Annotated in this window: 11 protein-coding genes; all 11 read right to left on the bottom strand. The window is 37.2% G+C overall.

Annotated features, from left to right (window positions below; all coding sequences use genetic code 11):
* Positions 1 to 221: 221 nt before the first annotated feature.
* Complete coding sequence (locus STRIC_RS04540; protein ID WP_040831964.1) at positions 222 to 3,047, bottom strand: serum opacification factor; 2,826 nt, start codon at positions 3,045 to 3,047, stop codon at positions 222 to 224.
* Positions 3,048 to 3,307: 260 nt separating this feature from the next.
* Positions 3,308 to 4,413, bottom strand: a protein-coding gene (locus STRIC_RS04535; protein WP_156033570.1) for an IS3 family transposase whose coding sequence is annotated in 2 segments (ribosomal slippage) — positions 3,308 to 4,137 and positions 4,137 to 4,413 — 1,107 coding nt in all. Because the reading frame shifts where the segments join, the coding sequence is not laid out codon by codon here.
* Between the two features lie 388 nt (positions 4,414 to 4,801).
* On the bottom strand, positions 4,802 to 6,235 hold the full coding sequence (gene ftsY, locus STRIC_RS04525) for a signal recognition particle-docking protein FtsY (RefSeq protein ID WP_008088632.1): 1,434 nt from the start codon (positions 6,233 to 6,235) through the stop codon (positions 4,802 to 4,804).
* Positions 6,235 to 7,056: a Cof-type HAD-IIB family hydrolase gene (locus STRIC_RS04520; protein ID WP_008088480.1), complete on the bottom strand. Its 822-nt coding sequence runs from the start codon at positions 7,054 to 7,056 to the stop codon at positions 6,235 to 6,237. Before STRIC_RS04520 ends, ftsY begins: the two co-directional genes overlap by 1 nt.
* A gap of 157 nt (positions 7,057 to 7,213) precedes the next feature.
* Complete coding sequence (locus tag STRIC_RS04515) at positions 7,214 to 8,773, bottom strand: recombinase family protein (protein ID WP_008088049.1); 1,560 nt, start codon at positions 8,771 to 8,773, stop codon at positions 7,214 to 7,216.
* Positions 8,766 to 9,683, bottom strand: a complete 918-nt coding sequence (locus STRIC_RS04510) for a recombinase family protein (RefSeq protein ID WP_008088496.1) — start codon at positions 9,681 to 9,683, stop codon at positions 8,766 to 8,768. Before STRIC_RS04510 ends, STRIC_RS04515 begins: the two co-directional genes overlap by 8 nt.
* Before the next feature lie 45 nt (positions 9,684 to 9,728).
* The gene (locus STRIC_RS12110) at positions 9,729 to 9,905 is read right to left on the bottom strand and encodes an SHOCT domain-containing protein (RefSeq protein WP_008088382.1); all 177 of its coding nucleotides are present in this window, start codon (positions 9,903 to 9,905) and stop codon (positions 9,729 to 9,731) included.
* Positions 9,898 to 10,296, bottom strand: coding sequence for a helix-turn-helix domain-containing protein (locus STRIC_RS04505; protein ID WP_040831962.1), 399 nt, complete (start codon positions 10,294 to 10,296; stop codon positions 9,898 to 9,900). Before STRIC_RS04505 ends, STRIC_RS12110 begins: the two co-directional genes overlap by 8 nt.
* A 287-nt stretch (positions 10,297 to 10,583) precedes the next feature.
* On the bottom strand, positions 10,584 to 11,414 hold the full coding sequence (locus STRIC_RS11555) for an N-acetylmuramoyl-L-alanine amidase (RefSeq protein WP_234944194.1): 831 nt from the start codon (positions 11,412 to 11,414) through the stop codon (positions 10,584 to 10,586).
* Positions 11,415 to 11,442: 28 nt separating this feature from the next.
* Positions 11,443 to 11,856, bottom strand: a complete 414-nt coding sequence (locus tag STRIC_RS04495; RefSeq protein ID WP_008088057.1) for a phage holin family protein — start codon at positions 11,854 to 11,856, stop codon at positions 11,443 to 11,445.
* A 13-nt stretch (positions 11,857 to 11,869) separates the two neighbouring features.
* Positions 11,870 to 13,663, bottom strand: a complete 1,794-nt coding sequence (locus tag STRIC_RS04490; protein WP_008088562.1) for a DUF859 family phage minor structural protein — start codon at positions 13,661 to 13,663, stop codon at positions 11,870 to 11,872.

Genomic DNA, 13,663 nt, shown 5'->3' with positions numbered 1-13,663 from the left:
CTGCTAATATGATAGGGCTTTTTGGATGTCTCAAAAAAGGTTATCAGACTTAGTAGCAAAAAGAACAAAATGTCACTGCTGCTATGATAAGTCTCATCATGTTAAAGATTAGAAAAGAGAGAATCAATCTGATTCTCTCCCCTATATTATGATGTGTCAATTGATCATAAGTCATAACCCTATATCTAATCTAGATTAGTTCTTTTTATGATATCGATTGATTAATCAATCTGATCCTTACGATTTTTTTTAGACAGTAGACCTGCTCCTCCAATAACAGTTAATGCTGAAATGGTAAAGAAGGCTTCCAACTTGTCTTTTTCACCTGTTTGAGGTAGATTATTTTCGACTTTAGCCACAGGCATTTGCGGCAATTTGTTTTCTGCTTTGGCAAGAGGCGTTTGAGGCGTCACAACATCAATTGTAGAAGTAGGCTCTTCATTATCAAAATGGAATTGAAGTTTAGGACGGGTATCTTCTTCAATAACAGTGCCTTCATTGAATCCGTGCATGCCAAAACTTGTATCCTCTGTCATATCGATAATATTAGCTTGACCACCGATAATGATTTCTGGTTCCTTCATATCCACCATCGTATCCTCGATGATTACTTGCTTGCTATCGCTAGCATTTTGACCAGATTCTGTCAACTGATTTCCTGTAATGCTATCTTCTGTGTAGTCAATAACACTACCACCCATTATGATATGGGTTGTTTCTGATTTAGTATTTTCTTCTGTATGTAATGTCATCTCTTTAGAAGAATCGCCTCCAATGATAACACCATCCACTGTATTTTCTTCAATATAATCAAGAACTGGTCCAGACTCAATAATCACTTCAGGTTGACTTGGGTTTTTAGGGTCAACAAGCTCTTCTTTAATTTCTGGCACTGGAACCATTGATTTACGATAGCTTAACTTGACTTCGGCAAGTTTCTGACGATCTACTTTGTTATCATTAATAGCGTAAGAAATCGTATTGGAAATGATTTCTTGAGGTAGTGTCTCCGCATTTTCACTTTTCGTTGAAGCTTTAGCAATAAGTTTTTTAAACTCGTCTTTCTTGACATCAAGCTTATAAGTTAGTGTCAAGGCGTTGCCAGATTCAAAAGCTTTTTGCAATTGCTCCTTAGAAATATTCCATGTGAGTTTCTCTGGATGTGATAACCATCCTCTGTATACCTTAGTATAATTTACTCTCTTCTCTTCAGCACTATCACCTAAAAATATTTCCCAAGACTTATCCTTGACGTTGACCTTATCTGTAATATTTTCTGTAATATCTAATTTAGTCAGAATATCTTGGAATTGATCTGTTTTAGTAAGATCTGTAATAAACTTCTGAAATTGAGACATGGCTTTTAAATAGTCGTCAAACTTCTCATTTTGTTTATCTGCGATCTCTTTAATTTCTTCTTTTGTTTTCCTAGAATTATCATCCGTTAGAGCTTTTATCATAAACTTAGGATCTGTGACATCAAAGGAATAGAAGACAATTCCTTCCTCTCTAGCCATTTTTGCTTCTGCTTGAGCTGAGAGATTGTGATTATAGTAGACATAATTGCGCTTATAAAACATGTAATCAATGACTTTATTGGCCAGTTGTTCTTCTAGGCTAGCAGATACCTTGTTAAAACCTAAGCGATTTAAAAAGTTTCTTGATAATGACGTAAGACCAAGAGGATCCCACCATTTTGGTGTCTCTTTAACCGGTTGATTTAGTTTGATAATTTTTTCTTTTATGGCATTTTTTATAGTTGACTCTAACGGAACACTTTCTGTTTCTCTAATATAATAACTTCTATGATGATAACCTTCTCCTAAACGATGATTATAGTTAAAGCTATCTTCGGTCAGGACTTCTGTCCTTAAATCAGCTAATGTAATATAATCTAACGGATTATTAGTGCCCAAAATATCACTTCCCCAGCCCAACCAGGAATTACCAGTACTCGCTAAACTGACCCTGAGATCATCATATCGTGTAATTCCTAATTTTTTTAGAATATCTTGAATTTTTTGCCCGGCTTCTACAAGATTAGCTCGGCTTGTTGTTGAATCAAAGTAAAAAGGCCAAGGCAAAAGCGGATTAGTAGCTGTAACTGGATCTTTTACAAGTTTTTTAGGTAACTTACTTTTATCACTATTAATATCATAACTAAACGTTGACTCACCTTGTGAAAAAAGCACAATATGTTGACGTTTACCAGAATTCTTCTCTTGGTCTTTGTTGAAGGTTTCTCGAGCTTTGTGAATAGCTCCTTGTAAATTTACACCCCAATCCCTATTCTTTTTGGCTTTAGACCATGCTTCGTTTAATTTCTCTTCAACATTTTGAGTCGTTAGTTGAACCGGCTCACTAATATTGCGATAAAAATCAATTAAGCGAACAGAGTTACGACTATTGAAGTTTGGCTTATCACTAGTAGCATCGGAAGTCAATGTATTGACTAATGTTGTGATATTGTCTTTAGCAAGCTTAAAGCTATCTTCGGTCATTTTTTGAGAAGTATCTAAAAGAACAATGACTTCTGCTCCCTTATCAATTTCCTTTGGACTAACCGTTAGAGTTACCTCTAATTCATTTTGTTCCGCATTTACTTTAACTGCTCTAGAAATGTCTACAATATCGCGTTGGATACCATCGCGATTCTTGATCAGTTGCCTAGACTTGCCTTTTTCATCCTTTTCGTCTTTGATCACAAGCTCAGTCTTTTCTTGGTCAACGATAAGCTCCTCCACTTCCATTAGTTGTGGTTCTTGTATCGCTGTCTCCGAAGCGCTGCTTTCTTGATTTAACAAAGTTTTCTGATGAACTGCTGTTACTTCCACTACTTCACTCTCAGTATTAGTTGGGGTTACAAGAGGTACACCAACTTGAACAGTGGCAGAACTTGATAGTTCTCCAGCTGTTTGGTGAGTAGTAGCTTCAACAGATGCTTGGTTGAGAACTTCTTCCCCCATAACTGTTGTTGCCGTGAACAGTGTTCCAACAGAAACAAGGCCAACAGATAATTTACGTAACTTGTACTTACAATCAGTCATTTTCATAACCCCATTACTTTAGAATTTTTTTAGTTTATTTATTTTATCACGTAACATAATAATTAGCAATACATAATATATAAAAAAGAATTAAATGTGCTATTTAACTCTTAAATTGACTATTTTTCTAATAAACTATTTTAAATTTATACTCTAAAACTATCATTTCTTGGATGTTTCAGTAAAACTCTTAACCGAATCTCGTTATTCTATGAAAAGGCAACACTTTTCTGTACAACATTTATAAAGTGCTTTTTTCTTTAAGCAATTAATCTCCATGTCATGGGTGTCTGGTAGTTGAGACTGCCATGAATGCGATGGTAATTCCACCAGTGCACATAATCTTTCGTTTTAAGGATTAATTCTTCCAGTGACTGAAAGGTTTCTTGATGAATAAATTCAATTTTGAAAGCGCGATAGGTGCTCTCAGCTACCGCATTGTCATAGGGACAGCCTGCTTGGCTTAGAGAACGATTGATTCCAAAAGCTTCCAACATGTCATCAATCAGCTGATTATCAAACTCCTTCCCACGATCAGAATGGAAGATCTTGACCTTGGTCAGAGCGTAAGGGATGCTCTGAATCGCTTGTTTAACCAATTCGGCGGTCTTATGCCAACCAACTGACAAACCGATGATTTCACGATTGAAGAGATCAATAATCAAGCAAACATAAGCCCAGCTATTACCGACACGAACGTAGGTTAAGTCTGTTACTAAAGCATTTAGAGGCTTTTCTTGATGAAATTGTCTGGCTAAGTGATTAGGAATAGCTGCCACATTCTTCCCTTTTGAATGTGGCTTGAAGGCTGCTTTCTGATAAACGGATACTAAGTTGAGTTTGTGCATGATGCGACGAATCCGACGACGAGACAGCTGGATGCCTTCATTTTCCAAACATTTCTTGATTTTCCTAGCCCCGTATCTGGCCTTACTTTCGAGAAAAATAGCTTTGATATTTTCTTCAAGTTCCGCTTCAGAGACTGGTTTAACAGCCTTGTAGTAATAGCTAGAACGAGGAATGTTCAACCAACGACACATGGCTGAAATGCTATATTTGTCTTTATTAGCAGTGATTACTTCTCTTTTCGTGCCATAATCACCGCCGCTTGCTTTAGGATATCTAACTGCATTTCGAGTTCTTTATTACGCTTTCGGAGTTCAATCAGTTCACGCTGCTCATCTGTAAGATTATCAATAGTTTTAAAGGAACCAGTTGTTTTAGCCTGACGTACCCACTTATCGAAGGTTGATGGGGTTAACTCATATTCTTTGATAAGCTCACTTCGTTTCATCCCTGCATTGTGAAGGTCAACGATTTGTTGCTTAAAGTCATCGGTGAAGTGGCGACGTATTTTTCTAGACATAATATTCTCCTATTTTCTTTAGTGTAGAACACTTTATAAATTCTGTCTAGTTTAGTGTAACCTATTCACTACTCTGCTCACTTCGTTAATCTTTAGCTTCTTTGACTTTACCAATTTTACTTCTTACTTAAGTTACAACCTCATCGGTTAACCTCCATTCTTCAACATAATTATAATTAATACTTCTCTTTTTAGTGACCTTAAGCTTAATAGTAATGATTATTTACTTCTACTTCAGTCCTCTATAAGAGGTGAAAAAACACATTTTAAACATTATTCTGATTAACTATTTTTAACATGCTTAAACCACTCTAACCATTTTTAAAAATGAAAACTTATAAAAAAAGCCACAATAAGTCTAATTGTACTTACTGTAACCGTTTTGTAATTATAAGATTCCTTCTAATAGCCCCTTCATAAAGTCTTCCGAGTGGAACTCTCCAATATCATCAATTTTCTCTCCAAAACCTATCAACTTAACAGAAATATCGAGTTCTTGACGAATGGCTAGAACAACGCCTCCTTTGGCAGTCCCGTCAATTTTAGTTAAAATCAAACCTGTTAATGGCATAATTTTAGAAAACTCTTTAGCCTGACTTAAGGCGTTCTGCCCTGTTGAAGCATCAAGTGCTAAAAGGGTCTCATGCGGTGCATCTGGAACCACGCGCTGAATAATACGCCCCATCTTTTCAAGCTCGGCCATAAGGTTTTCCTTATTTTGAAGGCGACCAGCCGTATCAATTAAGAGAATATCAGCATCTTGAGCCAGAGCTTGTTCCATACCTTCAAAAACAACTGAAGCGGGATCTGCTTTTTCTGGTCCAGTGATGACAGGAACATCCACACGTCTTCCCCACTCAACTAGCTGAGCTACCGCTCCTGCACGGAAGGTATCAGCAGCAACAAGTAAAACTTTTTTGCCTTCTTGTTTGTAACGGTAAGCTAATTTCCCAATAGACGTTGTTTTACCAACACCATTGACACCGACAAAGAGCATTACAGTGAGACCGTCTTGATAATTAATAGCCTCATGATAGTGACCATCTTTGTCATAGATCTCAACTAGTTTTTCCACAATAAGACGTTTTAAAAGCTCGGGTTTCTTAGCATTTTCCAGTCTCGCTTCATAACGCAACTCTTCCGTCAAGGTTGTCGCAACATGGACACCCACATCTGATAGAATCAACATTTCTTCCAAGTCTTCAAAAAAGTCTTCATCTACTGTCCGGAAATTAGCAAAGAAAGCATTTAAACGAGCTGAAAAACCAGTTCTTGTCTTCTTTAAACTGCGATTGTATTTGTCATCATCACTTTCTTTTTCAGAAAGTAATTCTGGCTCATCCAAAGCATTCTTAGTATAGTCTTCTTGCTCATCTACCGCATCAAGTGAGACAGAGGCTTCTTTGAGCTCAAGTTCCGATAGACTTTTTTCTACTTCTGACTCATAATGTCCTTCCTTTTCTAGAGCCTCTTGAGTTGTCGTTTGACTTTTTTCAAGAGAATCAAGAGCTTCTTGAGCTGCTGAGTCTATGACTTGGTAATTCGCTTCAATCTCAGAAGCATCCATGTCATCAAATACTGAGCTTGAGTCCTCCATTTCTTGACTCTCAAGTGGCTCTATTGACATCGGTTCGCATGAGTGAAGTACACCCTCTTCAGTAACCTCAAGTGGCTCACTTTCTAGAATTTCACTAGGTTTTTCTTCAAGCGATTGATCAGATGCTTCTAATTGACTTTCTTGATTAAGCTCTTCTGGCGCTACTTCTTTTGCTTTCTTTTCTTCTTTGTCTTTTTTTCCAAATAAACGGTCAAATAAACCCATTAGCAATCCTCCTCTAAAATATAATGTCTCACAGCCTCAGCAACTCCTGATTGATCATTGGTACGAGTCGTTACAGCGTCCGCTATCGCTTTAGCACCCTCAACCCCATTGGCCATGGCAACACCTAAGCCTGCCCATTCCAACATGCTAAAATCATTGGCTTCATCTCCCATTGCCATCACATCTTTAGCTTCAAACCCTAGATGTTGACACAATAAGGACAAGCCAAATGCCTTATCAATGCCTTTTGGCATTAGTTCAAAGATGATATCTCTTGATTTGAAGGCTTCAAATTTGTCAAAAATCAGTGGCGATAGCTTTTCAATCTGTTGATCCAAATAGTCTGGATCGGTCACAGTAACAATTTTATTATAAATCCCATCTACTGGTAATTCTGAAATGGAACTGACCTCTATAAAGTCTAACATTGGGTTTGCCAAACGGTATTGTGAATGCCTGCCATCACTACTTGGGATACTATAAACCTGACCATCACTAATAATATCTGTTGGAAGACCAACCTCATCAAGGGCCTGCCAAATAGTTTTGACATCATCAAAGGTTAGAAAACGCTTATCAAGAATCTCACCCGTGTTACGTTGAATCAAGCCACCATTAAAGGTGATGCTATAATCATCAGAATCATGCAACTGCAATTCTTCTAATAAGTTTCCAATAGCTTTAAGTGGGCGACCCGTTGTAATAACCACTTTCACCCCTTTTTGCTTAGCAGCAAGCAAGGCTTTTTTATTGTCATCACTGACAATTTTTTCCGTATTATACAAGGTTCCATCCAAATCTGTAGCAATTAGTTTAATCATACAATTAGCTCCTTTTTGTCATTAGGGGGGGCAAACGGCATTTAGGGTGTGCACTTTTTAACGATTTAAATAAGCCCCATCATTTCTACATTCTGTTCAATTCTTCTTATTATATCATAAAAAGCAGCTTTCATTCCATTCATAAAAAACAGCCAGATTATATTTCGATAACCTGACCGTTTTTGAAGTGAACTGCTACTTTTTTATTTTTATAAATGACCATCTTCTCAATTAAGGTATTGAACAGTTTCTCATCAAATGCTGTGACCATGTGTTCTTGTTTGGCTAACAAATCGACAAACAGCTTCACGTCTGCACTTTGCTTTCGTTTGAGTTGGAGGGTACTTTGTTTCTCAAGAAGTAGACTTTGTAATTCTTCGTACCTAGTGACTAACCTATCATACTCTGCTTGATACATTTCTTGGTTTTGGATAACCTTAGCGTTACGCTCTACCATCTTCTCTGCTTGTTCCCCAATATCTGCCATCTCACGTTCTAAGTTTTTGATAGTTTCTGTTAGCTTGTCTGTATTCTCAAGCATTTTTATCAGTAACTTCATGTTGTTAATGATATCATTTTTATTGCCGATAACTTGGTTTATCACTTCAACACTCCAGCCTTGTATTTCCTCTTCACTTACTGATGGACTGTCACATTTTTGTTCTCCTTTATATTTTTTATTACATCTATAAATATGTCGTCTATGCTTACTATTGGAATGCCAAACATGTCTGCCATAAGGATTGCCACAACAACCACAGATAACTTTCCCACAAAAACTGACTTTATTTCGATTATGTGTTTTTTGAAGTTCTAGTTGAACTAAATCAAAGGTTGCTTTATCAATAATAGCTCTATGGTTGTTTTCCACATAGTATTGTGGTAGTTCTCCTTCATTCTTCTTTTTCTGCTTGGTTAAGTAGTCTACTGTAAATGATTTCTGCAGTAAGGCATCTCCTTTATACTTTTCATTCTGCAACATGCTTTTTACAGTTGAGTAACTCCATAATTTTTTACCTGCTGGTGTGGGTATTCCTTTTTCTGTCAGTATTCTTGCGATACTATTCGGATTTTCTCCTTGAAGAAATAATCCAAAAATATATCTGACTATTTTAGCCTCATCTTCGTCAATATCAAAACCGCCATTTTCAGCTACTTTAAAACCTAATACATGTGCATAGCCAAAACTCACTGCTCCTTCTGCCGCCATCTTTCGTTTACTCCATTTGATGTTTTCTGAAATACTACGGCTTTCTTCTTGTGCTAAGGAGCTCATGATGGTTATAAGTAATTCCCCTTTAGAATCGAGTGTCCATATATTTTCTTTTTCAAAGTAAATCTCAACACCTACTTCTTTTAGTTTCCTAACGGTTGTTAAGGAGTCAACCGTATTTCTCGCAAATCGACTGACGGATTTTGTTAGAATTAAATCAATTTTGCCATTTAACGCATCTTCCACCATTTCTTGAAATCCTAAACGTTTTTTAGTATTCGTTCCGCTAATCCCTTCATCAGAATACATTTTGACAAATTCCCAATCAGAACGGCTACCGATATAATCAGTATAGTATTTCATCTGTGATTCGTATGAAGACGCTTGGTCATCACGGTCGGTTGATACCCTTGCATAACCTGCAACTTTCCGTTTCTTTAGACTGGGTAGTTCTGATGATCGTAAGATTTTTGCAGGTTCTATCGTAATAATCTTTTTAGTCATGACGCCCCTCCTTTTTCTTGTTGTGTAAACTTCTTCTTGCTTTCTCTTGTTGCACCTCTTCAAACATTTCTCTTGAGATAATCGCCTCATGGGCATTTTCTACAATGTACTTTGTTCGCTCTCCTTTATTTTCAACTGAACGTCCTTTGTGCCCTACATGATACGTTTTTTGTAAGACAAGTGTTCCAGTATAGGCTTCTTGTCCTAAAATTCTATGAATAATACTTCTAGAAAATCGATTTCCTTTTCTTGTTTTGATACCTTGTTCATTTAGTTTTCTTGCGATAAATGTTGGTTGTTCTCCTTCTAAGTACCAAGCGTATACTTGTTTTACAACTTCTGCTTCTCTTGGTTCTATTTCATACTTTGTTTCTTTGAATCGATATCCGTACATATCTTGTTTAATGTAGGGCAGTCCTTGTTCAAACTGCTTTTTAACTTTCCACTTAATATTTTCGCTAATTGCCTTTGATTCTTCTTCAGCAAGCGTCGATAAAAGTGTAAGTAGTAACTCCCCATCAGTCGTAAGCGTATCAATATTTTCTTTTTCGAATCGGACGCTGATGTTTAATTGCTTTAATTCACGAATGGTTTTAAGTAACTCTACCGTATTTCGTCCAAAGCGTGAGATGGATTTAGTTAGAATTATATCAACTTCGCCTTTTCGACAATCACTAAGTAATCGTTGATATTCTTTTCTCTTGCTTGCGTTTCTGCCACTAATGACTTCATCTACGTAAACTCCTTTAAATTCCCATTCAGGATTTTTTCCAATGATTTGATTGTAATAACTCACTTGATTGGATAAAGATTGTAGTAACCTAGTATGCGATACTCGTGCATAGGCTGCAACTTTTAACTTCTTTTGTTCTGGTAGTCTTATTTGAATGATTTTTCTTATTTGTTTCATTTGTATGTTCCTCCTTTTGTACTACTATATATCACTCTAAACGCTTTATTTATCAAGTGTTTCGTCCATATATTTACTTAAAATCGGTTGATACATTTCGATCAGTTCTTGTTGAAATTTTTCATATTCTTTCTTCGTAATTACGCCATCATTTAATAGTTTTGTCACTTGTATCATCGTAACTTGATAGATAAGCTCATGAATAAACTCTTCTTTAGTCATGATACACACCTCCAAAGCGATGCGATACGTAACACTCGTGACTGCAGTATTTTCTATTTTTATTAGCGTACGACTGAAACTCTTTTTTACAATTTAGACATTCATGCGTTGTGTAGGCTTTTCTATTCACTTTGTTTAAATGTGTATTCCACCACTTCATACGACACGTATCACTACAAAACTTTTTAGGTTTCTTTCCTTTTGTTTGAGTCAACGAAGTTTGACACAATAAACAGACTTCATCATTTGTACTTGTCTCTTTTTCTACATTCCAGCGTCTACAATAAGATTTCACGGTATTAAGTGACACTCCTGTAATAACTGAAATGCGTTTATACCCTAAACCGTTTTTTCTAAGTTTTATAATTTCTTCTTTTTGATTATGGTTCATAATTTTAACCTCCTAGTAGAGATAGGACATTTGGACTGGTTTTGAGTACCACTTTTTAAAAGTTTCTCCAACTTCCTAAATCTATAGGCAAAGAATTTTATTCAAAATGAACCCCCTAAAACAAAAAAAGACCTACCATAGATTTTTACATCTACGATAGGTCTTTCGTGTATTAAAAATAAAAATATGAGTATAGACTGATTTCCTCTAATCTATACTCAAAGTATATAACTCAGTGCTTAAATAAGAAAGATACAAACTATAGCCTGTTTATCACTTTTTATAGACTATCCCAACAACTCATTCACTCGTCTTTGAATTTCATCATAGTTGTAGCCTGCACCCATGAGTCTGTTTCTACGGTCTTGTCCATTCCCCCATTGACCATTGATGACCTCTTTTGCTACTTCATCTACCGATTTTGTTTGCGGGATTGTTCCATAAATAAGGTCGTTTACTCTTTGTTGTACTTGACTGTAAGAATACCCTGCAGACTCCAGCGCAGATTTGCGCTCGGCTCCATTTCCCCATTTACCATTTAACACTTCTCGTGCGACTTCATCAATCGACTTCTTGCTTGATGATGGTTGAATTGTCGGTTTAGGTGTTGATGTTGGAGCACCTTTTTTCGCTAACATCTCATCTACTGTTTTTCCTAATGTCGCAAAGTACTTCATGCGAGAAACAAAATAGTCTTTTACACTCTGTGTCGTGCCACCGTGAAGTGCAAGTGAACGGTGTGGACAGGTCGTTGGGGTAAATTCATGATGCAAACGTACGGTTTGATGGTTAATTGGTAAGCCATAAAACAGTAAATCTTCTGTTGCTTGCATCAAAGTCATATCTTCATTTTCTAGAAATTCTTTATCTCCAACTTTCAAACCCTCGCACACTTCATAACCAATAGAGTGGGTATTACTATGCCACTCACCGGTATGGTAACCAATATTATAGGTATCAATTACTCGCGCAATCGTATGACGATTAATGTAATAATGGGCAATCCCTAGTTCTTTATTTCGATTGCGTAGCCAGTTGATGTACTGTTCAGGTGTCATACTCCCTGCATCATTATGAATGACCACAAAGTCGATACTTGCTAAACGTCCAACATTCATTAAGTTTACATTGATTTTTTCTACCATCTTAATTTCCTCCTTTATCGCTACGATCATGTAGCTGTTGTAAAATTAGTTTTAATTGTTCTGGAATTGGTAAGCCTAAATACGCTGCGTTTTCTAATAAACTAATTCCTTCGTTGGATAGATAAAAGAAAATGACAGCTGTACGAATGACACTACCGTTTCCAATGATTTGTGTGTCTAGAATATTGGCCACACCCACCATCACAAAAATCAGCACCTTACGAAAGATACCTTTAAATCCTACTGAGCTAGATAGCTGTCTATCTACAACGGCACACATAATGCCTGTTAGGTAATCAGACACTACAAATAACACTAAGGCTGTTAACACACCATCCACTCCTCCTAAATAAAAACCAAGCCATCCACCGAGTCCAGTGATAACCGCTTGGCTAATTGACCATAATTCTTTCATTGTTTTTCCTCCTTTATCCTGTTCGTTTCCACATGTACACTGTTATGTACGGCTGTAGTTTGTCATAACCATTTGGTTTCTTAACCGCAGGTTTGATTTCATTTCCTGCAAACTTATCCCATCCACGACCAGTAGACCCGTAATTCGTTAATTTTCCTTGATCTAAGTAGGCATGATGGTTCCCTATCCCAAATCCTCCAACTTGTGGTAAGGGTAAATCTTTACTCCCACCTTGCTTTTCAGCTACATTAAACTCTCCTTGATGTTCATCTAGCCCCACAAGTGTTCTTCCTTGTCCAAACCGTGCCCAAATACCACCAAGTAAACTAGCTGGATTCGTTGGATTGGTTGAAATATAAAGAGCACCTACTGGATAAGCAGACAGTAAGACTTGTTTGACGATCTGCTCGATTGTTTTGCCTTGGATTTTGACACTCCACTTAGGACTGATATCTAAGCAATTCTCATATTCCGCCACCTTTCCTAATGCGATGCCTTTTCCAGACTTATGAAAGTCCATCAAAACATACACCGTGCCAACTTTTTGTTCTAACGTGTAAGTGGTAAATGCGTCTGTCACTTCTAAGCGAATATCCCACGTATTCTCCCCATCAGTTGGCAATATGGTATGTCCACTTTGGTGATAAGACGTAACTGAAATATCTTTATAATGCCACTGTGTTTCTGTTTGTTTACGGTAGCCTATCCTAAACTGCTTTTTATTTTTATTATTCACACTGGCAATGTCCAAGGTGTACTCAACTTTTACGGATGTACCTGTTTCACTTGTTGTGCCACTTGGAGTACACCTATAAATCTTAAGAGTAGGAATTCTAGGGGTATACCAATCAAACACCGTAGGTCGTTCACTAACGGTTCCTGTTTGCCCACGTGTATCGGTGACAGATGCCGTGATGACTTGAGATGTATTTCCAATAACTTCTGATACAGCCGAGTTGGTTTGATAGGTCACGCCATTTAACACAAGCGACCTTGAGGCTACTCTTGTTTTCTCATATAATCGTTCACTTACCACCGCTTTGATTTTGGATTGCCCTTTGACAAATCCACCGTAAGTATCTTTAAAACGGTTTTCATCCGTTAGCATCAAACTCACCACTGGTTTCATATCACTAGTTGCTGTAACTGTGATAGACGGACTCACTTCTTTTACTCCAATCTGTGTCCCGCCAGAATAGGTATAGGCTCGTATGCGTAGTTTCTGACTAGAACTATGCAGATAATTTGCCCAACTTTTAGGCAGTGTCCAGGTATAACTTGTGCCTACTCCAGTTGCGATATTTTGAAAGGCAATCCCATTATCATCAGCTCCTGCTTGAATGGTATGGGTAAAGTTTGAACTTGCTCTTGGCAAATTGATCGTAATACTATCTCCAAAAGCCATCGTCGTTTTATTAGTAGTTGGTTGTGTCGCTCTTGCGATAGTCGGTAAACTCCATGAACTACTTCCTCGACTATTGACCGCAAAGTAATAAATCCCTGCTTCAGCACTCGCACTAAAACTCCGACTACCATCATTACTGTGAGTAAAGGTGTACGTGCCACTGGCGACTCTTGTGCCTGTTTGTAATTGGATACGTGTCGCAGAGCTATAAACTGTTGACCCATAAATGACGACTTTAAAGTTTCCCGACATATACCAAATACCTGGATTGCTCCCTGCTCCTTTTAAACTCCAGTTGATGGTTGTTTGGTTACGGTCAATCGACTGACTAGCGACATTCCATTCAAATGTTAGATATCTACTTTCATAGGCATTCGTGTTAAACGATCCACTGTTTGACAT

It is taken from the genome of Streptococcus ictaluri 707-05, assembly GCF_000188015.2.
Taxonomy (GTDB): Bacteria; Bacillota; Bacilli; order Lactobacillales; family Streptococcaceae; genus Streptococcus; species Streptococcus ictaluri.
This window is presented reverse-complemented; position numbering and strand designations above follow the sequence as displayed.